Genomic DNA, 26,134 nt, shown 5'->3' with positions numbered 1-26,134 from the left:
ATGGGCTCCATTGAACGAGCCCGAGTCTACACAACCGTTCCCGGCCCGGCCGATCAACCTTACCGACGACTACACTACCGACCGCGCCGCCTACGTGATCTGATACGTCGACGCCGGCACGAACTCCTCCGGCATCGGCCGATCGCCGAGTTCGAGCACCGACCGCTCGATCGTGCGCGTGATCGCATCGAGCGCGAGCGCATTCGGCGCGAGCCCGAACGGTTCGGCCACTTCGTTCGCGATCGCTTCGAGCGCGATCAGCGTGTACGAGATGAACACGCAGATCAGCGGCGTGAAGAACTCCGTCGAATCGACGAGCCCGAACGGCAGCAGCACGCAATACGCATACACGGTGCGATGGAGCAGCACGCTGTACGAAAACGGGATCGGCGTCGACAGGATGCGCTCGCAACCACCGATCGACTTGCCGAGCTCGTCGAGTTGCGTCTCGAACATCCAGCAGGCCGTGTCGCTGCCGGGCGCGCGGCCTAGCGCACGGACGATGCCGCCGCGCAGTTCGTCGAGGATCGCGACCGGCTTGTAGCATTTGCCGCCAAGCGCCGCCGCGCGTTCCGCCCCGAGAATGCGCTGCAGATCCGCAGCCGGATCGGTATGACGCAACTGATGCTTCAACGCATACGCGAGTGCGATCAGCAGATCGGCGAGCCGGTTGCGCTCGGCGTCGCTCACGCTGTCGGGCAGGTAGCGATGCAGTTGCGACGTCACCGCGCGTGCGGCGATCAGCAGGTTGCCCCACAGATGCCGCGCTTCCTTGAAGCGCTCGAAGCTCGCGTTGTTGCGAAACCCGAGGAAGATCGCGAGCGCGAGCCCGAACAGCGTGAACGGCGCGGTGTTGAGCGGAATCTTCTCGCCGAAGATGCGCCCGTTCGTGAAGACCGCCAGCGTGCTGACGATCGCCATGAACACGAGCTGCGGAATGATCGATTGCAGCACGGAGCCGTTCCATACGAACAGCATCCTGAGCCAGTTCTGTCGCGGTCTGACGATCATGATGTTTTCTCGACTGCCAAAGGAATGCGCAACGCAACCCGTTGCGCCCGCACCCGATGCGCAACGGCCCGCGCGTGGCGGGCCGCTTTCTGTCGGGCACCGTGCCGGGCGCCGCGCCGCGCGTGATGATACGCGAGCGCCGCGCCCTGTCACCTCGCGTGCCGCTCAGTGATAGCCGATGTCGCCCTCGCGCACCTTGCCGCGAAACACGCGATACTGCATCGCGTTGTACACGAGGATGATCGGCAGCACGATGACGGTGCCGACCAGCGCGAACAACTGGCTCGAATGGCTCGACGACGCGTCCCAGATCGTCAGCGACGGCGGCACGATGTTCGGCCAGATGCTGATCACGAGCCCCGTGTAGCCGAGGAACACGAGCGCGAGCGTCAGCAGGAACGGCGTGGCCTCGTGCGCACGCTTCACCGCGTGGAAGATGCCCCACACGCATGCGACGACGAGGACCGGCACCGGCAGGAACCAGCCGAGGTTGCCGCTGCCGAACCAGCGGTGCGCGACGGCCGGCAGCCCGATCACGGTCCACAGGCTCACGACGCCCATCACCGCGAGCAGCACGCCCGTGAGCGGCTTCATCAGCAACCGCATCTTGCGCTGCAGTTCGCCGTCGACCTTCAGGATCAGCCAGCCGCAGCCGAGCGTCGCATAGGTGACGAGCACGCCGATCCCGCACAGCATGCTGAACGGCGACAGCCAGTCGAACGGCCCGCCCACGAAATGGTTGTTCTCGATCTTGATGCCCTGCAGCAGCGAACCGAGCACGATCCCCTGGCAGAACGCGGCGAGCGCCGAGCCGCCGATGAACGCGAGATCCCACATGTGCTGCGTGCGGGTGGCTTTCGCGCGCAGCTCGAACGCCGCGCCGCGGAAGATCAGCCCGACCAGCATCAGCACCAGCGGCAGGTAGTTGGCCGGCAGCAGCGTCGAATACACGACCGGAAACGCGCCATAGAGGCCCGCGCCGCCGAGCACGAGGAACGTCTCGTTGCCGTCCCACACCGGCGCGACGGTGTCGAGCATCACCTGGCGCTCGGCCTTCGCATCGAAGAACGGAAACAGCAGCCCGATGCCGAGGTCGAAACCGTCCAGCATCACGTAGATGAATACGCCGAGGCCGATGATCGCGGCCCAGACGACAGGAAGATCGATGTGCATGGTTACTCCGCCTCGATGACGTTCAGCGGCGTGGACAGCGCGCTCTTGCGCAGCCCCGGATGCCGGTGCAGCTCGATGTACCCGGCCTGGGCGGCCGGCCCGCGCTTCATCAGTTTCATCATGTAGTAGATACCCGTTCCGAATACCAGGAAGTACACGACCACGAAGATCAGCAGCGATACGCCGACCTGCTGCGCGGTGAGCGGCGCGACCGAATCGATGGTGCGCAGCACGCCGTACACGGTCCACGGCTGGCGCCCGACCTCGGTCGTGATCCAGCCGGCCAGCAGCGCGACGATGCCCGACGGCCCCATGCACACGACGAGCCACTGGAACCAGCGCGTCTCGTACAGGCGCCCGCCCTTTCTCAGCAGCAGCCCGAGCAGCGCGGTCAGCAGCATCAGCATCCCCAGGCCGGCCATGATCCGGAACGTCCAGAAGATGATCGGCGAATACGGGCGATCCTGCGGCGCGAATTCCTTCAGCCCGCGGATCTCGCCGTCCCAGCTGTGCGTGAGGATCAGGCTGCCGAGGTGCGGCACCTGGATCGCATAGCGCGTGGTTTCGGCCTGCATGTCGGGCAACCCGACGAGGTTCAGCGCGGTGCCGCCCTTCTCGGTTTCCCACAGCCCCTCGATCGCCGCGATCTTCGCCGGCTGATATTCGCGCGTGTTCAGCCCGTGCGCGTCGCCGACGAAGATCTGGATCGGCGCGAGCACCAGCAGCATCCACAGCGCCATCGAGAAGCTGCGCTTCACCGGCTCGTCGCGGCGGCCCTTCAGCAGGTGCCACGCGCCGCACGCGGCGACGATGAAGCCCGCGACGATGAACGCCGCGATCGTCATGTGCGCGAGACGGTACGGAAACGACGGGTTGAAGATCACCTTGAACCAGTCGACCGGCACGACGAGGCCGTTTTCGATCTTGTAGCCTTGCGGCGTCTGCATGAAGCTGTTCGACGCGAGAATCCAGAACGTCGAGATCAGCGTGCCGACCGCCACCATCAGCGTCGCGAAGAAGTGCGCGCGCGGGCTGACGCGCTGCCAGCCGAACAGCATCACGCCGAGGAAGCCGGCTTCGAGGAAGAACGCCGTCAGCACTTCGTACGTGAGCAGCGGCCCCGTGATGTTGCCCGCGACGCGCGAGAACCCGGACCAGTTGGTGCCGAACTCGTACGCCATCACGACGCCGGAGACCACGCCCATCCCGAAGCCGATCGCGAAGATCTTCGACCAGAACTGAAACATGGATTTGTAGGCGGCGTCGCCGGTGACGAGATAGCGCCATTCCAGCACTGCCAGAAAGCTCGCCATGCCGATGCTGATCGCGGGGAACACGATGTGGAACGACACCGTGAATGCGAATTGCAATCGGGCGAGATGGAACGCATCGAAGATTTCCATGACCGTAATTTGCTCGTGGTTTGTGAGGACGTACGCTCGAAGCAGGAAATCGCGCGACGGCTTGGCGGCGACACATGCGAACGCAACCGGTCGCTCGCACGGCATCGAAGCGTGAATGACGATATCGCGTTTGCAACGATACTCGCAATCATTCGGACGTGCGCTGAAACTGTGATGCCCGCTCCGCCAAAGATGTGTGCACGGAAAACACTTTCCGTGCCGGCGGGGCGCTCAGCTGTACTGCTTTCCCCGTTGCGGCGCTGTGCCTGCGGTGCGCTGTTCGCTCCACTTAACATGTGATGCAACGCCAGCCCGCGGCGGTCGCGCGCCCTTCGGCGCCCCGCCCGGCGGCATCGATTCCCGTCGTTCGGCGCATGCGCCGAGCCCGGCCGGCCCGCCGGCCGCCCCGCCTGGAGAAACCTGCATGGAGTCCTGCATCCACCGCGACGATCCGACCGGCAGCACCGCGTGTCGGGTGACGCGCCACCGTGCCGGCGACGCGCGCGACACCGTCGATCGCGTCGTCGACGAGACGCCGGTTGCACTCGTGTTCAACGGCATCTCGCACACGGTCATGATGGCGACGCCGATCGACCTCGACGCATTCGGCCTCGGCTTCGCACTGAGCGAAGGCATCGTCGAGCGCGCGTCGGACGTCTTCGATATCGAAAGCGAATGCCGGCCCGGCAGCGCCGAAGTGCGGCTGACCGTGTCGCAGCAGGCGTTCATGGCGCTGAAGGCGCACCGCCGCGCGCTGGCCGGCCGCACGGGCTGCGGCGTGTGCGGCATCGAAAGCATCGCGCAACTCGACCTGCAGCCGCCGCGCATCGCCGCCGCCGGCGCGGCCGCGGGCATCGGCGCCGACGCGATCGCACGCGCCGCCCGTGCATTGCCGGCCCGGCAGACGCTGATGCGCGAGACGGGCGGCATCCACGCGGCCGCGTGGTGCGACCGCGACGGCGCCGTGCTCGACGTGTTCGAGGACGTCGGTCGCCACAACGCGCTCGACAAGCTGATCGGGCAGCTCGCGCGCCGCCGCGCCGACTGGAGCGCGGGCTTCGTGTTCCTGTCGAGCCGCGCGAGCTACGAACTGGTGCGCAAGGCCGCGCGGGTCGGCATCCCGATGGTCGCGACGATCTCGGCGCCGACGTCGCTCGCGATCGACGTCGCCCGCGAAGCCGGCGTGCGGCTGCTCGGCTTTTGCCGCAACGACGGCTTCGTCGAATACGTGTCGCCCGCTGCCGCGCCCTTCCACTCACCGGCGCCCTCACCGGCGCACCCGGCCCATTCGTCATGAAACACCTGCTCGATTTCGATACCGCGCAGCAGCAATTCGCCGGCGCGTTCGCGCCGCTCGACAGCACCCGGTCCGTGCCGATCGCGCAGGCAGCCGGCCACGTGCTGGCCGCGCCGCTGACCGCGGTGCTCGACCAGCCGCCGGCCGACCAGAGCGCGATGGACCGCTATGCCGTGCGGCACGTCGACCTCGCGCACGGCGAGCCGCTGCGCGTCGCACAGTGCTGCTATGCCGGCGACACGCCCGCGCCGCTCGCGCCGCGCACGGCCGCACGCCTCTTCACCGGCAGCCTGATTCCGCCCGGCGCCGACACCGTCGTGATGCAGGAGCATGCGCGCGAACAAGCGGGCGGCGTCACGTTCGACGCGCCCCAACGCAGCGGGTCCCACATCCGCCGCCGCGGCGAGGAAGTGCGCGCCGGCGATCGGCTCGTGCCGGCCGGCGTGCGGATGGGCGCGATGCACGTCGGCGTGGCCGCCGCGCAAGGGTTCGCGCGCATCGACGTGCGTGCGGCGCTGCGCGTCGGTATCCTGACGACCGGCGACGAGTTGATCGCGTGCGGCCAGCCGCGCGCGCCGCAGCAAATCTACAACAGCAACGCGCCGATGCTCGCCGCGCTGGTGGCGGGAACCGGCGCCGACGTCGCGATGAGCCTGCACGCGGCCGATACCGCGGCCGCCGTCGATCGGGCGCTGCGCAACCTGCACGCGCAGTGCGACCTCGTGATCTGCGTCGGCGGCGCGTCGGTCGGCGACAAGGACCTGCTGCGCCCCGCGCTGGCCGCACTCGGCGCGTCGCTCCTCGTCGCCGGCGTGCGCATGAAACCCGGCAAGCCGGTTGCGCTCGCACGCCTCGATGCGCGGCCCGTGGTGCTGCTGCCCGGCAATCCGGGCGCCGCGATGACGGCGTTCGCGCTGTTCGTCGCGCCGCTGATCCGCCGCCTGCAAGGGCGCGACACGTGCCTGCCGTCCGTGCCGTCGCTGCCGATCGACACCGGCTTCGAGCCGGATGCGCAGCGCGATCGGTTCGTGCGCGTGTGCTGTACGGTGGGCGCCGACGGCGCGCCGGTGCTCGACACGTTGCGCCAGCAAGGCGCCGGCACGCTGCAGTCGCTGGTGCAGGCCAGCGGGCTCGCGCGGCTGCCGGCCGGGCGCACCATCGCGCGCGGCGACGCGGTACCGTATTACGAATTCGCGCGCTGGCTCGCATGAGCACGACGGCGAATACCCGCCCGATGCGGCGCCTTCGCCCGATTCGCCGTGCGTGCAGCACCTCCCGCGCGGCGAACTGTATTCCTGCCATTCGGGCGCGATTGTGTCTCTGCCGGCGAAACGCCGCGGACTATGCTCACCATGAGGCTCGTCACGACCTGTGCGCCGACACGTCGGCACCCGCACGGCCGGGCGGCGACGCCCCTCCGCTTACTTCATGCAGGCCGACGACCCGATCGTGAATGTCATCGTTTCCGCCGCGCCGGCCGCCGCCGCTTCATCCGGCGGCGCATCGCCCGGCGCTTTCTCCCGCCCGTCCGACACGCTCGGCCGCCCGCTGCGCGACCTGCGCCTGTCCGTCATCGACCGATGCAATTTCCGCTGCGGCTACTGCATGCCGCGCGAGAGCTTCGGCGCCGACTACGCGTTCATGCCGTCGTCCGAGCGATTGTCGTTCGCGCAACTGGAAAAGATCGCGCGCGCCTTCACGTCGCTCGGCGTCGAAAAAATCCGCATCACGGGCGGCGAGCCGCTGCTGCGCCGCCACCTTGAAGCGCTGATCGAACGGCTTGCCGCGCTGACCACCGTCGACGGCAAGCCCGTCGAAATCGCGCTGACGACCAACGGCTCGCTGCTCGCCGCGAAGGCACGCACGTTGCGCGACGCGGGGCTGACGCGCGTGACCGTGAGCCTCGATGCGCTCGACGACACGGTGTTTCGCCGGATGAGCGACACCGACGTGCCCGTCGCGCGCGTGCTGGCCGGCATCGAGGCCGCGCAGGCGGCCGGGCTCGCGCCGGTCAAGGTCAACGCGGTGATCGAGCGCGGCGTGAACGACGACCAGATCCTGCCGCTCGTGCGGCACTTCCGACATACGGGCGTGGCCGTGCGTTTCATCGAATACATGGACGTCGGCGGCGCCAGCTTCTGGTCCGGCGACAAGGTGGTGCCGGCCGCGCGGATGCGCGAACTGATCGACGAGCACTATCCGCTCGTGCTCGTCGGCGAACCGGGCCACGACGCCACCGCGATCCGTTGCGCGCACATCGACGGCGCCGGCGAAGTCGGCTTCATCGCGAGCGTGTCGCATCCGTTTTGCGGCACCTGTTCGCGCGCCCGCGTGTCGGCCGACGGCCAGCTCTATACGTGCCTGTTCGCGACGCAGGGCACCGACTTGCGCCCGTGGCTCGACGACGCGGCGTCGACCGACGCGCTCGCGGCCGCCGTGCGCGAACGCTGGACGCAACGCGACGACCGCTATTCCGAGCGCCGGGCCCTACGGCCGGCCCGCGCGCCGGGCAAGACCTATCCGACCGTGCGCATGTCGCTCGTCGGCGGCTGACGGGCCGCCGCCCGATACAGGATGCGCCGCCCACTGGAGAACCTGTCATGACCACCTTCACCGAATCCCGCGCCGGGCTGCCGGACGATCCGCTGCGCGCCGGCAGCTCCGCGCCGCCCGTCGACGCGACCGACCGGCACCCCGACGCGGCGCCCGCGATTGCCGCCGGCTTCGAGGTGCGCGTGCAGCATGCGCCGATCGACGCGGGCGCGGAACTCGCGCCGATCGTTCGTAATCCGAATGTCGGTGCGGTCGTGAATTTTATCGGGGTCGTGCGCAAGGAAGGCGACGTCGACGACGTCGTCGCGCTGGAAGTCGAGCACTACCCGACGATGACCGAACAGGCGCTGTGGAGCATCGTCGAGGAGGCCACTGCACGCTGGCGGCTCGAAGCGGTCAGGATCGTGCACCGCGTCGGCCGCATTCCGCTCGGCCAGCCGGTCGTGCTGGTCGTGGTGGCCGCCGCGCATCGCGCGTGTGCGTTCGACGCGTGCGAATTCCTGATGGATTTCCTGAAGACCCATGCGCCGTTCTGGAAGAAGGAGATCCGGCACGACGGCGAATCCGGCTGGGTCGAGGCGAAGGCGCGTGACGACCAGGCGATGCGGCGCTGGGGCTGAAGGCGTCCGCTTCGTGTTTTCCGATTCCGCCGCTCCTGCTCGAGACATCCCGATGAAACTGAAGATCAAATACTTCGCAAGCATTCGCGAACAACTGGCAATCGACGAAGAAACCGTCGAGATCGATGCCCGCGAACTCACCGTCGACGCGCTGCGCGGCACGCTGGCCGCGCGTGACGCGCGCAGCGCCGAAGCACTGCAGATGGACCGCCCCGTTCGGGCGGCCGTGAACCTCGAAATGGTGACGGGGGAATTCGTCGTGCGGCAGGATAGCGAGGTCGCGTTCTTTCCGCCGGTGACGGGGGGATGACGGGACGCGCGGGGCTGCGTGCTCGTAGGCAGTCATTTTGCGGCGATCGACGCATCGAGCGCGAACGCGAACGCGATCATTGGTGCCGGCGTGGAAAAACAAAAGTTCTTCGCGGATTTCCGGGGGACGGCCGGCGAGGAACGTCGGCGGTTGGCCACAATCCGCCATTCACATTCGTCGTCGGTCCGACGTTCAGGCGTCGGCTTCGCCTTGCAGCCGGTCATTAAAGATGAATGTTCCGCGGTCGGCCGAGCGATCACCGGGCGAGCTCCGGCTTAGGGCCGTTTTGGGTTGATCCGCAATCGTTAGCTCATCGGTTACTTCGAGTAAGCGCTTTATGCCCTACGCAAGGGCGGTAGACGATCTGTCGCAGGCAATTGCGTGGCAATCTGAAAGTCCGCTGGGCGTTGGCGGTCGACAACCTAATCACGGCCGCCTCCCTATGTTTCACCGACGATTTACCGAACCGTTCTACGTCTCACGACCGTTCCTTGCAGAATACGGCGATTGATTTTTTCTTTCCAAGCCTTCTGTGCTGATGAAATAACCCGCTTTCGAACTGTTGCCCGAAGAAAGTCTGGTTCTTTGTCGAAAAGAAAACCCCTATCCTCTGCGTAGGCAATCACTGCCAAGTTTGCGTTTGCCGCTGGATTCTCCCTGAGGCGACGTAGGCCGTCAAAGAGACTACCAGTATCAATCCCAATGAAACGGTTTACGCATACGTTGCCGACATAGGTTCGATGGCCAGTTACTTTATTGAGAATATAGCAGTGCTCCTTGATATCTTGACCACATGGACAAGAATCAAATTCATCACTGACCTCAACGGATTCAAGAATCCACTCGGTTCGCGCTGCTTCGAAATTTTTCGCTTTAGAAAGCGACAGGATATGCTCCCGTAAGCGTTCAAAATTGTGAGTCATGTCGATCTCCGAGCTGTGCGCAATGAGTTTTCCCGTATTCTACAGCAGCATAATATCATTCGTAATCCCCGACTCAACGCTCGATTGCTCGCGTAAATTTACGCCAATCCGAGTGAACCAGGCAGACAATGATCTGCCGTTAAAAATTCTCCGCGCCAATGTGATCGGCTCACGATCCCCTACGGTGCAATGCGTCGGAACCAATCCCGCATGACCTGACGAACCCGAGCGATCTCTTCGTCTGGTATGGCGGACATGTGGCAAATGGCATTTCGAAGGTGGCCAATCATTCTAGCTTCTTGAATGAGAGCCTTGTCACGCAGCATATCTTCGAAATGACTTTTCCAGCAATGGTCAATCACTCGGATAATCTGAGGATACGTCATGAGGGCAGATTTATCCCGAGAACCCAGCGCCATCCAACTCTTTGATTCCTCATTTTCCTCTAGCTTGATAATTTCATCGCGAACATCTTGCGGCAATTTCTGCCACCAGTCTTCAGTAGCATCATTCGAAAGAACTTCAACAGTAAACTCTCTAAGATAATTCTCGAATGCAAAGAAAAGCTTGTATGCCTCGGCAGCTTCCATTGCCGCGCGGACTGTTTCTGGCATGGTGGCCGCCAAATCGTGCGACGCAGATACTCGCAGAGGCTCTGGAGGAACAAGGCCGGGCAAATTTCGCATCTCGCGAGATGCAGTTTGGCCTAGCATAAGAAAGAGTGCGAGCCGCTGATCGTTCATGATTCAAATGACCGGCGGAGGGCATTGAAGATATTTAAATACGTCTCTTCGGTAGCATTGGCTGGCAAATGAATTTGAATGTTGTAATGAAATTCTGGCTTGAGTCGGACACCCAGTGCTCGCTCGACGTTTACCGATGATGCATCTGCTTCCTTCGTGGCAGTTATATTTGGTTCATTTTTAATTGACTTCTCTTCGCTAAAATCGGAAATCTTGACAAGCGAGGTGTACGTTCCCTGAATCTTCATCGTCATGCCGGTATCTGAACCAGCAACTTGAGAAATCAGCCCTTTGAGCTCGGAGCTCGATAAATTGTGAGCATTCTCATTTGCAGCATATAGTGGCTCATATGCGCGTCGAACTGCGTCTGCGATGGCTTTCGGTGCGCGATTTGAGTTTTTTAGTTGATCGTAGTTTGGTGTTGGGCGCCCAGCACTGTCCAGAAATCCCAGGGTCTTAAGAAAAGCGATAAGTTGACGGTCAGTAGAGTTTTTTAGTCCAATTGTTTCGGACAAGTACCGAGTCGTGAAATTTTCCGGCTTCTTCGCTGACGAAATTCGTTGAAAAAGCTCAGCAACATTCTTGTAGCTTGCAAGATAAGGAAGTTCGGCTGCCATCGTTTCCCCGACAATATGCAGTTAATTGTTACGTGCCGCTATACGTTCCGACGCGCGGTAGCCTCTAATCTAGCAGAGAAAGATATAACTTCGTCGAGCAACGGGTCCACGTTGCGGCTGCTATCTTACGCGACGGATGGTGCAATTGACGATAGCGCTTCGGAAAAGGCTGTTTTATGCAGTGCCAACTCGATCGACTGCTTTGTGCTGCCGATCCTAGGGCATAGAGCCGCTACTCGAAGTAACCGCTGGATCGACGACTGCAGATCCGTCAATAGCAACCCGTGGTCGACGCTCGGCCTGATGACTGCAAAGGCCGATGATTTACGACCGACTCAAAGGGATGAATGGCTGTTGTACCTCTGAAGCTGCCATTAACGCTACATCGGGTAGAAAAACGACTAGGGGTCGACTGCTGAAATTCTGCCGGGCAAGAGGCCAGCGGATCTACGGGCCGCCACGAACTTCCGGATGGACGGGCCTTCCATTTCAAATCCAGTCTTCCGCACACTTCCGCTTGATCTGAGCTAGAGGGCCATATGTCTTCTGTACGTTGAAACGATTCGCCGTCGAGTCCTTCCGGTACAGATGCCGGAACAGGCCCTCCAACTCTTCGATCTGTTCTTTCGGAATATTGTCCCAGACTTGGTAGACCGAGAAGTGTGACCACACCTTTTCCGGATTCTCCAGATGCTTACGCAATCGCCCACGAGCGCCGGACTGCTCGCCGCGAGCCATCCCAATGTAGACCACATCCATCGCGCCGTCCTCTTGTTGCTCATACAAGACGTAGATCCCACGGACGTAGGCCGGCACGCTTTCTACCTGCCCTCGTGGCTTAAATTCAAAGGAGTTCTTGAAGAGATAGCAAGGGCTGATCGGCATGCTTTCCGTGCGGAGTAAATGAACGGACATTATCTTACGATCAAATACTTCGCAAGCATTCGCGAACAACTGGCAATCGACGAAGAAACCGTCGAGATCGATGCCTGCGAACTCACCGTCGACGCGCTGCGCGGCACGCTGGCCGCGCGTGACGCGCGCAGCGCGGACGCGCTGCGGATGAACCGCCCCGTGCGGGCGGCCGTGAACCTCGAAATGGTGACGGGGGAATTCGTCGTGCGGGAGGATAGCGAGGTTGCGTTCTTTCCGCCGGTGACGGGGGGATGACGGGACGCGCGGGGCTGCGCGCTTCGATGCAGCCGCTTCGCATCGATCGACGCCCCAACCACGACCGCGGTCGTCGGCGCCCGCCGGGAACAACAAAACCGGCACAAGGCCGGCTGTGTCATCGAAGCGCGGCGTACCGCGCGCGCCCGTTCACCGCATGCATGCCGCGGCCAGCTTCCCGACCGTGATCACCGCCTGCTCGATCTCCGGCGACCACGGGCTGCTGTAGTTCAACCGGATGAAGTTCCGGTAGTTGTCCGTGATCGAGAACATGTAGCCGGGGCCGATCGTGATCCCCTGCTCCAGCGCGAGCTGGTACAGCCGCATCGCATCGACCTGCGCGGGCAGCTCGACCCACAGCACGTACCCGCCCGCCGGGCTCGAAATGCGCATGCCCTCCGGAAAGAACCGTGACACCATCGCGCGCATCAGGTTCGCCTGCTGCGCATACGCCTTCCGGATCCGCCGCAGGTGATGCTCGTAGCCGTCACGTTCGAGAAACTCCGCGATCGCGAGCTGCGGCAACGACGGCGTCGCCAGCGTATTCAGGAATTTCAGCTTCTCGACCTGATCTCGGTAACGGCCCGGCAGCGCCCAGCCGATCCGGTACGCCGCTGTCAGGCTCTTCGAGAACGACGAGCAATGCAGCACGATCCCGGTCCGGTCGTAGGATTTCAACGAACTCGGATGCGTGTCGCCGAAATACAGTTCGTTGTACACGCCGTTCTCGATGATCGGCATGCCAGCCTTCGTTGCGAACTCAACCAGTTCGCGTTTTCGCTCGTCCGGCATCTGAAAGCCGAGCGGGTTCTGGAAATTCGGCATCACCATGCACGCGGCGATCGGCTGCGACTTCGCGATCGCGGCCAGCGCCGCGATGTCGATCCCGTATTCCGGATGCGTGGCCACCTCGATCGCCTTCATCCCCATCCGCTCGATCGCGTGCAGCATCGCGTAGAACGTCGGCGACTCCACCGCGATCGTGTCGCCCGGCTTCGCCACCGCCTGCAGGCACAGGTTGATCGCCTCCGTCGCGCCGACCGTCACGATGATCTCGTTCGGGTCCACCGACATCCCGTTTTCCAGGTAGCGGCGGGCGATCTGCCGGATCAGCCGCGGATGGCCGGGCGGCAGCCCGTCGGTCACGCCCCACAGCGACTTGTCGCGACCGGCCGCATACGCGTAGCGGTTCAGCTTCTCGAACGGAAACAGGCTCGGGTCCGGATACGGCGAGCCGAGCGGCACCGCATCGTCCGTGCCGATCGAGCGCAGCGTGGACAGCACGAGCCGGCTCACGTCGACCGACGACGAGATCGCGATCGGCTTCGACGGCCGCAGCTCGCGCACCGGCGCATGGCCGTCGTCGCGCCGCAGGTTCACGAAATAGCCGGACTGCGGACGGCTTTCGAGCAGCCCGCGGCTTTCCAGCAGCAGATACGCATGCAGCACGGTCGTGATGCTGATCCGGTGCTGCTGGCTCGCCTGGCGCACCGACGGAATCCGGTCGCCGTGCCGGTACACGCCCTGGCGGATCAGGCGCTCGATATCGTCCGCGAGTTTTTCATAGAGTTTCATCGTGCCTCTCCTGCCGGCACGCGCCATCGCACCGCTCCGCCGTGTGCGTCCCATACGCACGTGTTGCAGATGTTTCGCCCGCCGACCGGGCCGCCGTGATTCCTGATCTTTCCCTCCGGTTTTGCCTTTTCCATCGCACTGGCTCTCTCTTGAAGATGCGCCGGCAGGGTTCCGATACGGCTGGATCTGCAGCACTGTGCACTTTATGATGGAATCTTAAGAGAAGAACAGTTGGCGGCGAGTACACACATCGAGCGCGCGAACAAGAGTACAGTTCCGCGCGAATCGCGCATCGCGGGGAAACTGTACGTCTTATGAAATGGCCGGACGGCCGGTTGGCCGGCACCGTGCGGCCGGATCGGCCCGGGATGCCCGCCCGCGCTTCACCGGCACGGCGCGCGCCGGGGCGCCGTTGCCGATAGGCGGGCTTGATTCGGTGGTGTTTTTGGAAGTCGCGCGTGCGGTCAACCTGCTCGTCAGCGTGTCCGTGTCCGTGTCCACGTTCGCGCTCGACGACGATGCGCCCCGTACGGCGGCCGGTGCCCGCGCGACGAATCCGGTCCGCCAGCTCGATATCGGGACGCAACACTGGCGCTGCTGAACCGGTTGTTGGATTTACCGCTGGGTGTGATGGCGCGACAGCGCAGGCAGGTGCTGTCGCTCGTATTCGTCGAATCGGTTGCGCACGGCAAGATCTCGTTCGACGAGCGAGGCGACCTGGTCAAGCCGCCGTACACGCTGTTCCGTGTCGAACAAGGACAGTGGCGCAGCATTCGCACGGTCGGCGGCGCGTCGAACTGATCGACGCCGAGCGGCAGGCGGCAGGCGGCGTCATCGCGCCGTCTGCTGCCGCTGCACCTCCTGCGCTTTCATCTGCAGATACGCGCCGCGCTCCACTTCATGCAGTTGCTGCGGATACTGCTCGGTCGCGTCGAACCAGCGCGCGAGGCGCTGGTCGAGCGGCTTGTCGAGCGTCGCGAGGTAGGTGTCGATCGCGAGGTAGTAGCGCATCGTGTTGCGCTCCAGCAGCCCGCGCACGCCGCCGATGTACTGCGGCTGCGCGGCCGACGCGCCGCTGGCGGGCGTGAACCCGACCTTGTCGCTGCCGACCGTCGCGAGGTAGGTCTTCATCGCCATCCGGCCGACCGTGCCGAAACCATACGAATACGTGAGGTGCAGGAACGTGCGCGACGCGCCGACCGGCACGGCTTCGAGCGCAATCCGGTAATCCTTCGTGCCCATCGGGCCGCTGTCGGCGGTCAGGTCGACCTGGAAATAATCGGGCGTCGCGGCCGCCACGCGATAGCGGAACTGCACGCGATAGGTATCCGACAGCTTTTGCTCGACCTTGCGGCCGAGGTTCACGTCGAGCACCGGGCCGTTGCCGCCGCTCGACGCGCGACAGTACTTCGTGTTCAGGTGCAGGATCAGCACCGCGCACCAGTTCGCGGGGCCTTGCGCGGGATCGTTGAGCTGGCCGTTCACCACTGCGAACGGATAATCGACGACCGCATAGATGTCGCCCTTCAGCGAAGACGACGCTTCCGACGATTCGAGCACCACCGGCCGGTGAAACGCGTTGTCCTTCAGTTGCGCGCCGAGGCTGCGATAGCGCTCGAGCAGCGCGGCCGCGCCGTTCGCGCCCTCCGCGCCGAACGACAGCGCGCTCCAGCCCACGCACACGGTCACGACGAGCGCGCGCCAGGCGCGGCGCGCCAGCCGCATGCCATGCGAAACTCCGGATGTCTCCATGTTGGTACTCCCTGGCGCACGACGGTCGCGCGCATGTGTCACAGAATACGCCTGCCTGCTATGCGGTGCGGCATGCGGCGCGTTCGTCATCGGCCGCGCTTCACCGGCAGCGGCAAGCGCGCGGCGGTGATCCGGATCAGCGTCGCCAGCCATGCGCGATCGTCCCGGCGATCGCCGAACAGCTTGCGCGCCGATACCGTACCGGCCGCCTCGATCTGCTCGACGATGAAATCGACGTACCCTGGCTCGATGCCATAGCGATCTCCGGAATCGAAAATTCGTCTGACCTGCGTCGATGCCGTGCCGTTCCACTCATTTGTCGATGCCGAATGCGCTCGACATCTGCCGTGCCCGCTTCACGTCGTCGCCATGCAGATAGATCGACGTCGTCGAGATCGACGCGTGCCGCAGGTTGTCGCGCACCGTCGTCAGCTCCGCGCCGCGCGCCAGCGCGTGCGTCGCATGCGTATGCCGCATCCAGTGCGGGCTCGCCTGGCGCAGCTTGTGCGCGAGCGCCGGGTTGTCGGCTTCGACGGCATCGGCCGTCTGCGCGAAGAAGCGCTGCATCACCTTCCACAGCCGCACGCTCGTGATCGCGGCCGCGTCGTCTTCGGCGAGGCTCGGAATCAGCGGCGTATCGGGCCGCCAGCGCGCCGGAGTGACCGGCAACCGGCGCGCGACCAGATAGCGATCGAGCGCCGTGCGCGCCAGCGGCGGCAGCGCGACGCGGGCGGCCTTGCTGCCCTTGCCGACGACCTTCAGCCACGCGTCGCCGTGCGCGTCCGTCTCGATGTCGCCGAGCGTCGCGCCGACCAGTTCGCTCGCGCGCAGCCCGGTCGCATAGCCGAAATCGAGAATGAAGCGCAGCCGTTGCGCGGCGGCCGGCGTCCAGCCCGACCGCGGCGCACCGTCGGCCGTGCGCTTGCCGAATTCGAGCCCGTCGGCGATCGTGCGGACCAGCAGCCACTCGCCTTCGGTGAATGCGTGCGACGTATCGAGTGCGGTCACGCCGCGCGTGTCGCGCACCTTCACGCCCGCGAACGGATTCGCGAGCAGGTAGCGCTGCTCGATCAGCCAGCGGAACAGCGCGCCGAGCACCGACAGCGTGTACGCCGCCGACCGCGCGGACAACGCACCCGAGAACGGCCGCCAGTCGGGCGCGCCGCGCGGCCGCACGGGCCCGACCCAGCGTTCGTGCGGCGTCGGGCGGCGGATGAACGCGCGATAGGCGAGCGCGTCCTCGGTCGTCAGCGACGACAGCGCCCGGCCGCGCTCGACGATCGCCCACAGGATCAGCCGCTCGGCCTCCTTGCGGTACGCGCGCCGCGTCGCGGCCGATTCGTGCAGCGACAGCCACGCGTGCACGGCCGCGTAATCGTTGTCCGCGTCGAGCGTGCAGGTCGCGCGCGGCGCGCGGAACGTGCCGGCCGAGCCGTCGACTTCGTGCGGCAGCTTCAATTGCTCCCACGGCACGATGCTGCCGCGCGGCGTCGCGGCGATCAGCGCACGCGCCCGTTCGGTCAGGTCCGGATGCGCGGCGAAGAATGCCTCGATGCGCCGCGCGCCGGCCATGCCGAGGCCCGCGATCGCGCGCCACCACTGGCGCCGGCGCGGAATCCGCACCGTCAGGTCGGCGAGCGTCGCGATGCCGTGCGCACGCAACGCAACGACCGCGCGTGCCGGCAGCCACAGGCCGACATCGTCGCCCATCTGCGGCACCGGCGCGCGCGCATGACGCAACTGGCCGATCGCGTCGGTGGCCGCTTTCGCCTGCCGCAAACGCTCGCCGTCCGGATGGCCGAGCCGTTCCGCGAGATCGGGGCGGCCGACCTGCCGCGCGACGCGCACGAGGCGGCGGCGAATCGCGCCGATCACGCCGCGCGCCGAGCGCCCGTCGCCGAGCCGGTCGGGCAGATAGCACTCGACGGCCTGGCGCACGGCCATGCCCGCGTACCACGCGCGCAGCGCGGCCAGTTCGTCGGCATCGGGAAAGCCTGCGGGCGCAGGCGTGGAACCGGGGGAAAGCTGTGAAATGAGGCGCGGTTTCATGGGCGCCAGTTTGACAGAAGCACGGGCGGTCGGGTACGTCGCGCGCGAATCTCCAGAACGCAACGATGCGCGTGCGCGACCCCGAACCCTCCTCCGGGCATCACGCGAGCGCATCGGACCGTTCGAACCGACCTCAACCCGTGACGACAGGCGTGCGGCGCACTTCGGACAGGTAGATGAGAATCAGCGACACCCACACGATTCCGTACAAAAACATGAAGCAGGTCGTGCGCACGCGCAGCAGGTCGAGCAACATGCCGAACAGGATCGGCAGCAGGAAGCCGCCGAGCCCGCCCGCGAGCCCGACGATGCCGGTGACGACGCCCATATTGTCCGCGAAATCGTCGGCGACGTACTTGAACGTCGAGGCCATCCCGAGCGCGAACACCGCACCGAGCACGAAGGTCAGCGCGACGAAGCCGGCCACCGGCATCGCGACGTTCAGCGTCGCGGTGCCGTCGATCGTGTGGATCACGAAATCGGTCGCCGGATACGACAGCAGGAACAGCGCGATCCACGCGACCCACAGCCCCCACCACGTGACCGCATGCGCGCCGAAGCGATCGGACAGCGCGCCGCCGAGCGCGCGCAGCACGGAGCCCGGCAGCGAGAAGCCGGCCGCAAACGCGGACGCCATCACCAGCGACATCCCGTATTCGCTCTTCAGGTACTGCGGGATCCACAGCGACAGCGCGGTGAAGCCGCCGAACGTGATCGAATAGTACTGGCAGAGCCGCCACACGCGCGGGTCGCGCAGCACCTTGAACGAATCGAGCATCGATCCGCCGCGCTTGCCCGCGCCCGGATCGGGCGCCGACGCGAACCAGAAGATCAGCGCCGTGACGAGCAGCGCGACCGCGTAGATGCGCGGCACGACGCGCCAGCCGTACGCGTCGAGCAGCACCGGCGTGACGAACAGGTTGACCGCCGCGCCGCACGTCCCCGCGCCGAACACGCCCATCGCAAGCCCGCGCCGCTGCGGCGGGAAAAAGCGCGCGACATACGGCGTGCCGACCGCGAACGACGCACCGACGCAGCCGAGGAACAGCCCGATCAGCAGGAACTGCCACAGCTGCGTCGCGTAGCTGACGACATAGACAGGCACCGCGCACACGACGAGCAGCACCGTCATCACGATGCGACCGCCGAAGCGGTCGGTCCAGGTGCCGAGCGGCAAACGCATCAGCGCGCCGGTCAGCACCGGCGTCGACGTGAGCATCCCGAACTCGGTGCTGTTCAGGCCGAGATCGGCGCGCAGTTGCACGCCGAGCACGCCGAACATCATCCACACGACGAAACACACCATGAATGCGAGCGTGCTCGCGGCCAGCACCGACCACGCGCGCAGCGGGACGGCCGGCGCGCTCACGACCGGCCCGGCGTTACCTTGTTGAGTTGCCATACGTCAACCTCGTTTTCATTGGACCAGCGGCCCGTTCGCACCGTCGAAGGTCACGCCTTCGACCCGTGCGCCGCCCGCGAGAATCGCCACGTACTGCCGCATCGCCTGCTGCCGTACGCGCGCGGCCAGGTGCGCGGCGATCTGATCGGCTGCTTCGTCGAACGGCACCGCATCGCCCGGCACGCGGCGCTCGATGCGCACGATGTGGAAGCCGAAGCGCGTGTTGACGAGCTTCGGCAGCACGCCGATGCTGTCGGTGTCGAACAGCGCGGCCTCGAATTCCGGCACCGTGTCGCCGCGCAGAAGTTGCCCGAGGCTACCGCCGACTTCGGCCGACGGACAGTTCGACGACGCGCGCGCGACCGCCTCGAACGTGTCGGGCGCGGCCACGATGCCGGCGAGCGCCCGTTCCGCGCGCTGCCGCAGCGGCGCGAGCGGCACGCGGTCCGTCATCGCGAACAGCACGTGGCTCGCATAGACGATGTCGTTGCGGCGAAAGCGCGCCGGATGCCGCGCGTAATAGCGCTCGCACGCCTCGCGGTCGGGGTCGGGCACGTGTGTGAGTTCGCGTTCGAGCAATGCGTCGACCGCCGCGTCGTCGAGCGCCGCGCTTTCGTCGAGCAGCGCGAGCGACACCGCGCGCTGCCGCAGCAATTCGCGCACCGCGAGCGCGCGCCGCGCCGCATCGAGCGGATCGGGCGCATCGCCGTGATGCGCGGCTTCGGCCGCGATCGCGTCGTTGCCGATCGCTACGCCGTTGACCGTGAGCGGCGCCGTGACGACTTCGGAGAGAACGTCGTTCATGCAGCCTCCTCAGCGCTTGCGCACGAGCTGGTACGGGCGGATCAGGTACGCGACCGACGCGATCCCGCTCCAGACGTGCACCATCCGCGTGAACGGCGATACGAGGAAGATCGTGAAGCCGAGCAGGATGTGCAGCCGGTACGTGAGCGGCACGCCGACGAGCAGGCTCGCGATGTCCGGACGGAACGTGACGACGCCCTTCACGTAATCGGTGAGCTGTTCGAACATCACGCCGTCCATGTGGCGCGTCGACAGCACGACGGTGCCGAGCCCAAGCGCGAGCTGCACCCACAGCATCAACACGATCAGGATGTCCGACGTGCGGCTGTTCTTGCGGATGCGTGCGTCGCCCAGGCGGCGCCAGATCAGGATCGTCAATCCGATGATCGCCGCGACGCCGGCCGCGCCGCCCGCAACCATCGCGACTAGCTGGTGCCCGGACGCCGACAGGAACGGCGACACGAGCCAGTGCGGCGCCAGAAAACCGCCGAAGTGCCCGAGCACGACGACCAGCACGCCCCAGTGGAACAGGTTGCTGCCGAGTCGCAGCATGCCGTGGCGCAGCAGCTGTGATGAATCGCTTTTCCACGTGTATTGCTCGCGGTCGAAGCGGATCAGGCTGCCGACCAGCAATACGGCGAGACAGATGTACGGGTAGATCCCGAACAGGAACTGATGCAAGTAAGCGTTCATGTCATTCCCCAATTGGGCCCGCGCTCACGCGCCGCGGGCCGGCCGCTTGTCGTGGAACCGCACGGTCTGCTCGGTCGACGCCGGCGTTGCCGCGCCGACGAAGCGCACGGCCTCGTCCGCATACGACGCGTCGAGCGTGCGGTAGTCGTCGGCACTCGGCCGCTCGGCGGCAACGTCGTCGTCGGCAGCGTCGGGCGCGTCGGCCGGCGCGAGCCCGGCCATCGGCAGCAGCGCGCCGACGACGAAGCTGTAATGGCTGCCGCGCTGCGCGAGCTGGCCGGCCAGCGCGCTCAGGATCTCGCCGGTTTCGGCAAGCAGCTTGCGGGCATCGGGCGCCGGCAGCCGCGACAGGTATTCGAGAAACACGGGCAGGTAGTCGGGCAGCTCGCCCTGATTCAGGAACAGCCCGTGCCGCTCGTACATCTGCAGCAGGTCGACCATCGCCTGCCCGCGGTCGCGCGATTCGCCGTGCACGTGCTCGAACAGGTACAGCGACGTCGCGCGGCCACGGTCGAACAGCCCGACGTAGTTCTCCTGCAGCGTCAGCAGATCGCGCTCGCGCACGTACGCAAAAAACCGGTCGAGGCCCGCGCGCACCGCTTTCGGCAAACGCGTGCGCTCGCGCAGGTGCGCGTCGATCGAATCGAGCGCGGCGACCAGCGATTCGTCGGGATAGTCGAGCAGCGCCGCGAGCGCCGCATAGGTCGGATCGGGTGCGGTGCTCGTCATCGGGCAGCCTCGTGAATCGGAATCGTCTTGTTCCCCTTCCTCGGGCTGAACAGGCTCGTCTCGGAACGGCCGTCCGAGCAGCCGTTGCCGAACGAAAAGCCGCACGACGCGCGCAGGTCGTACGCGTTCTCCGCGTATTCGCGGTGGGTGGTCGGGATCACGAAGCGATCCTCGTAGTTCGCGATCGCCAGATAGCGATACATCTCCTCGACCTGCGCGAGCGACAGCCCGACCTGGTCGAGCACGCCGCGTGCATCGATGCCGTCCACGTGGCGGGCGCGCATGAACGCGCGCATCGCCAGCAGCCGTTCGAGCGCGCGCTTCACGGGCACCTCGTCACCGGCCGTCAGCAGATTGGCCAGATAGCGCAGCGGGATGCGCAGCGATTCGACGTCCGGCAGGTAGCCGTTCATCCCCAGGTCGCCGCTATTGGCGGCCGCGTTGATCGGCGACAGCGGCGGCACGTACCACACCATCGGCAGCGTCCGGTATTCCGGATGCAGCGGGAACGCGATCTTCCAGTCGATCGCCATCTTGTAGGTCGGCGAACGCCGCGCGGCGTCGATCCACGCGGCCGGCACGCCGTCGCGCTCGGCCTGCGCGATCACGGCCGGATCGTCCGGATCGACGAACAGCGACAGTTGCGCTTCGTACAGATCCTTCTCGTTCTCGGCGCTGGCCGCCTCGCCGATCCGGTCGGCGTCGTACAGCAGCACGCCGAGGTAGCGGATGCGGCCCACGCAGGTTTCCGAGCACACGGTCGGCTGGCCGGCCTCGATGCGCGGATAGCAGAAGATGCACTTCTCGGCCTTGCCGCTCTGCCAGTTGTAGTAGATCTTCTTGTACGGGCAGCCCGACACGCACATGCGCCAGCCGCGGCACTTGTCCTGGTCGATCAGCACGATGCCGTCTTCCTCGCGCTTGTAGATCGAGCCCGACGGGCACGACGCGACGCACGCCGGGTTCAGGCAGTGCTCGCACAGGCGCGGCAGGTACATCATGAAGGTGTTCTCGAACTGCCCGTAGATGTCCTTCTGCACGTTCTCGAAGTTGATGTCCTTCGCGCGCTTCTCGAACTCGCCGCCGAGGATTTCCTCCCAGTTCGGCCCCCACTCGATCTTCTCGAGCCGCTGGCCGCTGATCACCGAGCGCGGCCGCGCGACCGGCATCGCGCGGGTGTTGCCGGCTTCCTGCAGGTGCGCGTAATCGAACGTGAACGGCTCGTAGTAATCGTCTATCTCGGGCAGGTGCGGGTTCGCGAAGATCTGCGCGAGCAGCCGCCACTTGCCGCCGAGGCGCGGCTCGATCCTGCCGTCCGCGCGCCGCTGCCAGCCGCCGCGCCAGCGATCCTGGTTCTCCCAGTCCTTCGGATAGCCGATGCCCGGCTTCGTCTCGACGTTGTTGAACCACGCATATTCCATTCCTTCGCGGCTCGTCCACACGTTCTTGCAGGTCACCGAGCAGGTATGGCAGCCGATGCACTTGTCGAGGTTCAGCACCATCGCGATCTGTGCGCGGATTTTCATGACGTTTCTCCGATGCGAACGGCCTGCGTTGTCGGGTCGCTCGCGGCGTCTTCCCCGTCGAGCCAGTCGATCCTGTTCATCCTGCGCACGATCAGGAACTCGTCGCGATTCGAGCCGACCGTGCCGTAGTAGTTGAAGCCGTACGACAGTTGCGCATAGCCGCCGATCATGTGAGTCGGCTTCAGCGCGATGCGCGTGACCGAGTTGTGAATGCCGCCGCGCGTGCCGGTGATCTCGGATCCCGGCGTGTTCACGATCTTTTCCTGCGCGTGGTACATCATCACCATCCCGGACGGAATCCGCTGGCTCACGACGGCCCGCGCACACAACGCCCCGTTCGAGTTGTAGCACTCGATCCAGTCGTTGTCGGTCGCGCCGATCGCCTTCGCGTCGTCCTCCGACATCCATACGATCGGGCCGCCGCGCGACAGCGTCAGCATCAGCAGGTTGTCGGTGTACGTGCTGTGGATCCCCCACTTCTGATGCGGCGTCAGGAAGTTCAGCACGCGCTCCGGGTTGCCGTTCGAACGCTTGCCGACCATGTGCGCGTAGCTGCCGGTGTCGATCGGCGGCTTGTATGCGCACAGCGATTCGCCGAACGCGCGCATCCACGGGTGATCCTGGTACAACTGCTGACGGCCCGTCAGCGTGCGCCACGGCACCAGCTCGTGCACGTTCACGTAGCCCGCGTTGTACGACACGTGCTCCGATTCAATCCCGCTCCACGTCGGCGACGAGATGATCTTGCGCGGCTGCGCCTGGATGTCGCGAAAGCGGATCTTCTCGTCCGCGCGCGCGGCGGCCAGGTGCGTGTGGTCAATACCGGTGATGCCGGACAGCGCGCGCCATGCCTTCACCGCCACTTCCCCGTTGGTCTCCGGCGCGAGCGCGAGAATCACCTCGGCCGCGTCGAGCGCGGTGTCGATGCGCGGGCGGCCTTGTGCGGCGCCTTGAGCGACCGTGTAGTTGAGCTCGCCGAGCAGCTTCACTTCATCCCGCGTATCCCAGCCGATGCCCTTGCCCGCGTTGCCGAGCTTGTCCATCAGGGGCCCGAGCGACGTGAAGCGCGCATACGTGTTCGGGTAGTCGCGCTCGACCGCGATCACGTTCGGCATCGTGCGGCCCGGCACCGGTTCGCATTCGCCGCGCTTCCAGTCCTGCACGTCGAACGGCTGCGCGAGCTCGCCCGGCGTGTCGTGCGCGATCGGCGCGAGCACGACGTCGCGCTCGACGCCGAGATGCCCGTCGCACAGCTCGGAGAAGCGCTTCGCGATCCCCTTGAAGATCTCCCAGTCGCTCTTCGATTCCCATGCAGGATCGACCGCCGCAGACAGCGGATGAATGAACGGATGCATGTCGGACGTGTTCATGTCGTCCTTCTCGTACCACGTCGCGGTCGGCAGCACGATGTCCGAATACATGCAGGTCGTCGACATCCGGAAGTCGAGCGTGACGAGCAGGTCGAGCTTGCCGCGCGGCGCGTCGTCGCGCCAATTCACTTCCTCGGGGCGCGCGCCGCCCGTCGCGCCGAGGTCCTCCCCTTGCACACCGTTGGTGGTGCCGAGCAGATGCTTCAGGAAATACTCGTGGCCCTTGCCCGACGAGCCGAGCAGGTTCGAGCGCCACACGAACAGGTTGCGCGGGAAGTTGCCGGGCGCGTCCGGGTCCTCGCACGCCATCTGCAGCGTGCCGGCCTTCAACCGTTGCGCGATGTCCGCACCGGCCTGCGACGGGTCGTCCAGGTTCGCGCCGACCTTCAGCGGATTCGCCGCGAGCTGCGGCGCGGACGGCAGCCAGCCCATCCGTTCCGCACGCACGTTGTAGTCGATCGGCGAGCCGTGGAACTGCGCCTTGTCCGCGAGCGGCGACAGCAGCGCGCCCGGGTCCATCGTGTCGTAGCGCCACTGGTCGGTGTGCGCGTAGAAGAACGAGGTTGCATTCATGTGCCGCGGCGGCCGGCTCCAGTCGAGCGCGAACGCGAGCGCGGTCCAGCCGGTCTGCGGGCGCAGTTTCTCCTGGCCGACGTAATGCGACCAGCCGCCGCCCGGCTTGCCGATGCAGCCGCACATGATCAGCATGTTGATGATCGCGCGGTACGACATGTCCATGTGGAACCAGTGGTTGATCCCCGCGCCGATGATCACCATCGACTTGCCCTGCGTCTTGTGCGCGTTCTCCGCGAACTGCCGCGCGACCGAGATCACGTCCGCGCGCTTCACGCCGGTGATTGCCTCCTGCCATGCGGGCGTGTAGGGCAGGTCGTCGTCGTAGCTCGCGGCCACGTCGCGCCCGCCGAGCCCCTGGTCGAGCCCGTAGTTCGCGACGAACAGGTCGTAGACGGTCGCGACCAGCATGTCGCCGTCGCGGTTCGCCACGCGCCGCACGCCGATCCGGCGCGACAGCTCGGATGCGTGCTGCGTCGAATTGAAGTGCGCATGCGGCTGGTTGCCGAAGTACGGGAACAGCACGTCGACCACGTCGTCGTGCGCGGTCGTGCACGACAGCCGCGGCGACAGCGCCGCGCCCTTCGACGTCTCGCCGCGCAGGTTCCACTTGCCCTTGTCGCTCGATCCGTCCTTGCCCTGCTGGCCCCAGCGGAAGCCGATCGAGCCGACCGGCACGACGAATTCACCGGTCGCGTCGTCGATCATCACGGTCTTCCACTCCGGATGCGCGGCTTCGTCGAGCGCGTCGTCGAAGTCGGACGCGCGCACGAGGCGCTCGGGCACGTAGCCGTCGCCGTGCGGCACGAGGCGCACGAGCGCCGGCATGTCGGTGTAGCGCTTGCAGTAGTCGATGAAGTAGTCGCTCTTGCCCGCTAAATGGAACTCCTTCAGGATCACGTGCCCCATCGCGAGCGCAAGCGCCGCGTCGGTGCCCTGCTTGGGGTGCAGCCACAGGTCGCCGAATTTCGCGCCTTCCGAGTAGTCGGGGAACACCGACACGACCTTGGTGCCGCGATAGCGCGCCTCGACGAGGAAGTGCGCGTCGGGCGTGCGCGTCTGCGGGACATTGGAGCCCCACATCATGATGAACGTCGAGTTGTACCAGTCGGCCGATTCCGGCACGTCCGTCTGCTCGCCCCAGGTCTGCGGCGACGCGGGCGGCAGGTCGCAATACCAGTCGTAGAAGCTCAGGCACACGCCGCCGATCAGCGACAGGTAGCGCGAGCCGGCGGCGTACGACACCATCGACATCGCCGGGATCGGCGAGAAGCCGACCACGCGATCGGGGCCATGACGCTCGACCGTGTAGACGTTTGCGGCCGCAACGATCTCGTTGACCTCGTCCCAGCTCGCGCGCACGAACCCGCCGAGCCCGCGCCGGCTCTGGTACGACCGGCGTGCTTCGTCGTCCTCGACGATCGAGCGCCACGCGTCGACGGCGCCCAGCGTGCGGCGGCGTTCACGCCACAGCTTCACGAGCGCGCTGCGCACCATCGGGTGCTTGAGACGGTTCGCGCTGTACAGATACCACGAGTACGATGCGCCGCGCGAGCAGCCGCGCGGCTCGTGGTTCGGCATGTCGGGGCGCGTGCGCGGATAATCGGTCTGCTGGGTTTCCCACGTGACGATCCCACCTTTCACGTAGACCTTCCACGAGCACGAACCCGTGCAGTTCACACCGTGGGTCGAACGGACGATCTTGTCGTGCTGCCAGCGCATCCGGTAACCGTCTTCCCACTTGCGGTCTTCGTCTGTGACGGCGCCGTGTCCATCGGAAAAGCGTGGCCTCGTGGTGGAGAAATAACGCAATCTATCCAGGAAATGGCTCATGGGGATCT

General features: G+C 65.6%; 25 protein-coding genes. 8 read left to right on the top strand and 17 right to left on the bottom strand.

The window, feature by feature from the left end; translation table 11 throughout:
• Positions 1-90: 90 nt before the first annotated feature.
• From WS64_RS19740 to WS64_RS19730, 3 genes are all read right to left on the bottom strand, one after another.
• The gene (locus tag WS64_RS19740; RefSeq protein ID WP_060967390.1) at positions 91-1,011 is read right to left on the bottom strand and encodes a bestrophin family protein; all 921 of its coding nucleotides are present in this window, start codon (positions 1,009-1,011) and stop codon (positions 91-93) included.
• 165 nt (positions 1,012-1,176) lie between these two features.
• The gene (gene cydB / locus WS64_RS19735) at positions 1,177-2,184 is read right to left on the bottom strand and encodes a cytochrome d ubiquinol oxidase subunit II (RefSeq protein ID WP_059574936.1); all 1,008 of its coding nucleotides are present in this window, start codon (positions 2,182-2,184) and stop codon (positions 1,177-1,179) included.
• A 2-nt stretch (positions 2,185-2,186) separates the two neighbouring features.
• Positions 2,187-3,587: a cytochrome ubiquinol oxidase subunit I gene (locus WS64_RS19730; RefSeq protein WP_060967389.1), complete on the bottom strand. Its 1,401-nt coding sequence runs from the start codon at positions 3,585-3,587 to the stop codon at positions 2,187-2,189.
• A gap of 424 nt (positions 3,588-4,011) precedes the next feature.
• Here WS64_RS19730 and fdhD point away from each other — a divergent pair, with 424 nt between their 5' ends.
• The 5 genes from fdhD (at position 4,012) to moaD (WS64_RS19705) (ending at position 8,367) form a co-directional block, all read left to right on the top strand.
• Positions 4,012-4,884, top strand: a complete 873-nt coding sequence (fdhD, locus tag WS64_RS19725; RefSeq protein WP_060967388.1) for a formate dehydrogenase accessory sulfurtransferase FdhD — start codon at positions 4,012-4,014, stop codon at positions 4,882-4,884.
• On the top strand, positions 4,881-6,095 hold the full coding sequence (locus WS64_RS19720; RefSeq protein ID WP_060967387.1) for a molybdopterin molybdotransferase MoeA: 1,215 nt from the start codon (positions 4,881-4,883) through the stop codon (positions 6,093-6,095). The genes fdhD and WS64_RS19720 overlap by 4 nt, the downstream gene beginning before the upstream one ends.
• 217 nt (positions 6,096-6,312) lie before the next feature.
• Entirely contained in the window at positions 6,313-7,437 is a 1,125-nt protein-coding gene (moaA, locus tag WS64_RS19715) for a GTP 3',8-cyclase MoaA (RefSeq protein ID WP_060967386.1), read from the top strand.
• 47 nt (positions 7,438-7,484) lie between these two features.
• On the top strand, positions 7,485-8,057 hold the full coding sequence (locus WS64_RS19710; RefSeq protein ID WP_060967385.1) for a molybdenum cofactor biosynthesis protein MoaE: 573 nt from the start codon (positions 7,485-7,487) through the stop codon (positions 8,055-8,057).
• Between the two features lie 52 nt (positions 8,058-8,109).
• Complete coding sequence (moaD, locus tag WS64_RS19705; protein ID WP_060967384.1) at positions 8,110-8,367, top strand: molybdopterin converting factor subunit 1; 258 nt, start codon at positions 8,110-8,112, stop codon at positions 8,365-8,367.
• Between the two features lie 32 nt (positions 8,368-8,399).
• On the opposite strand, the gene WS64_RS19700 is transcribed toward moaD (WS64_RS19705), so the two are convergent.
• The 5 genes from WS64_RS19700 to WS64_RS19695 form a co-directional block, all read right to left on the bottom strand.
• Positions 8,400-8,591, bottom strand: coding sequence for a hypothetical protein (locus WS64_RS19700; RefSeq protein ID WP_059642893.1), 192 nt, complete (start codon positions 8,589-8,591; stop codon positions 8,400-8,402).
• A 234-nt stretch (positions 8,592-8,825) separates the two neighbouring features.
• Positions 8,826-9,290, bottom strand: a complete 465-nt coding sequence (locus WS64_RS33150) for a hypothetical protein (protein ID WP_081059263.1) — start codon at positions 9,288-9,290, stop codon at positions 8,826-8,828.
• Positions 9,291-9,469: 179 nt separating this feature from the next.
• Complete coding sequence (locus WS64_RS34435; RefSeq protein WP_124864242.1) at positions 9,470-10,033, bottom strand: Swt1 family HEPN domain-containing protein; 564 nt, start codon at positions 10,031-10,033, stop codon at positions 9,470-9,472.
• Entirely contained in the window at positions 10,030-10,650 is a 621-nt protein-coding gene (locus WS64_RS34430; protein WP_155720456.1) for a DUF5343 domain-containing protein, read from the bottom strand. The genes WS64_RS34435 and WS64_RS34430 overlap by 4 nt, the downstream gene beginning before the upstream one ends.
• A gap of 489 nt (positions 10,651-11,139) precedes the next feature.
• Positions 11,140-11,535, bottom strand: coding sequence for a GIY-YIG nuclease family protein (locus WS64_RS19695; protein WP_081059265.1), 396 nt, complete (start codon positions 11,533-11,535; stop codon positions 11,140-11,142).
• 18 nt (positions 11,536-11,553) lie between these two features.
• Between WS64_RS19695 and moaD (WS64_RS19690) the strand changes: the two genes are divergently transcribed.
• On the top strand, positions 11,554-11,820 hold the full coding sequence (gene moaD, locus WS64_RS19690; protein WP_059642898.1) for a molybdopterin converting factor subunit 1: 267 nt from the start codon (positions 11,554-11,556) through the stop codon (positions 11,818-11,820).
• A 150-nt stretch (positions 11,821-11,970) separates the two neighbouring features.
• Here moaD (WS64_RS19690) and WS64_RS19685 read toward each other — a convergent pair whose 3' ends face one another.
• Positions 11,971-13,395, bottom strand: a complete 1,425-nt coding sequence (locus WS64_RS19685) for an aminotransferase-like domain-containing protein (RefSeq protein ID WP_060967383.1) — start codon at positions 13,393-13,395, stop codon at positions 11,971-11,973.
• A gap of 439 nt (positions 13,396-13,834) precedes the next feature.
• Here WS64_RS19685 and WS64_RS35095 point away from each other — a divergent pair, with 439 nt between their 5' ends.
• Both WS64_RS35095 and WS64_RS34955 read left to right on the top strand, forming a co-directional pair.
• On the top strand, positions 13,835-13,996 hold the full coding sequence (locus WS64_RS35095; RefSeq protein WP_208606859.1) for a hypothetical protein: 162 nt from the start codon (positions 13,835-13,837) through the stop codon (positions 13,994-13,996).
• Between the two features lie 8 nt (positions 13,997-14,004).
• Entirely contained in the window at positions 14,005-14,196 is a 192-nt protein-coding gene (locus tag WS64_RS34955; protein WP_167351626.1) for a hypothetical protein, read from the top strand.
• Between the two features lie 30 nt (positions 14,197-14,226).
• On the opposite strand, the gene WS64_RS19680 is transcribed toward WS64_RS34955, so the two are convergent.
• The 8 genes from WS64_RS19680 to WS64_RS19645 all read right to left on the bottom strand — a co-directional run bounded on the left by WS64_RS19680 (position 14,227) and on the right by WS64_RS19645 (position 26,126).
• A complete protein-coding gene (locus tag WS64_RS19680; protein ID WP_060967382.1) occupies positions 14,227-15,147 on the bottom strand; it encodes a hypothetical protein in 921 nt (306 codons plus the stop codon).
• Positions 15,148-15,459: 312 nt separating this feature from the next.
• Positions 15,460-17,196, bottom strand: a complete 1,737-nt coding sequence (locus WS64_RS19675) for a site-specific integrase (RefSeq protein WP_060967381.1) — start codon at positions 17,194-17,196, stop codon at positions 15,460-15,462.
• 133 nt (positions 17,197-17,329) lie between these two features.
• Entirely contained in the window at positions 17,330-18,598 is a 1,269-nt protein-coding gene (locus WS64_RS19670) for an MFS transporter (RefSeq protein ID WP_059574912.1), read from the bottom strand.
• 15 nt (positions 18,599-18,613) lie between these two features.
• Positions 18,614-19,402 carry a peptidylprolyl isomerase gene (locus tag WS64_RS19665; protein ID WP_060967380.1) on the bottom strand — a complete coding sequence of 263 codons (789 nt, stop codon included), beginning with the start codon at positions 19,400-19,402 and terminating at the stop codon, positions 18,614-18,616.
• A gap of 9 nt (positions 19,403-19,411) precedes the next feature.
• On the bottom strand, positions 19,412-20,095 hold the full coding sequence (gene narI / locus WS64_RS19660; RefSeq protein WP_059574909.1) for a respiratory nitrate reductase subunit gamma: 684 nt from the start codon (positions 20,093-20,095) through the stop codon (positions 19,412-19,414).
• A gap of 24 nt (positions 20,096-20,119) precedes the next feature.
• The gene (narJ, locus tag WS64_RS19655; protein WP_060967379.1) at positions 20,120-20,824 is read right to left on the bottom strand and encodes a nitrate reductase molybdenum cofactor assembly chaperone; all 705 of its coding nucleotides are present in this window, start codon (positions 20,822-20,824) and stop codon (positions 20,120-20,122) included.
• Entirely contained in the window at positions 20,821-22,350 is a 1,530-nt protein-coding gene (gene narH / locus WS64_RS19650) for a nitrate reductase subunit beta (RefSeq protein ID WP_060967378.1), read from the bottom strand. The genes narJ and narH overlap by 4 nt, the downstream gene beginning before the upstream one ends.
• Positions 22,347-26,126 (bottom strand): nitrate reductase subunit alpha, encoded by a 3,780-nt coding sequence (locus tag WS64_RS19645; protein ID WP_060967377.1) that lies wholly within the window; start codon positions 26,124-26,126, stop codon positions 22,347-22,349. Before WS64_RS19645 ends, narH begins: the two co-directional genes overlap by 4 nt.
• Positions 26,127-26,134 lie beyond the last annotated feature (8 nt).

The organism is Burkholderia anthina, assembly GCF_001547525.1.
Taxonomy (GTDB): Bacteria; Pseudomonadota; Gammaproteobacteria; order Burkholderiales; family Burkholderiaceae; genus Burkholderia; species Burkholderia semiarida.
This window is presented reverse-complemented; position numbering and strand designations above follow the sequence as displayed.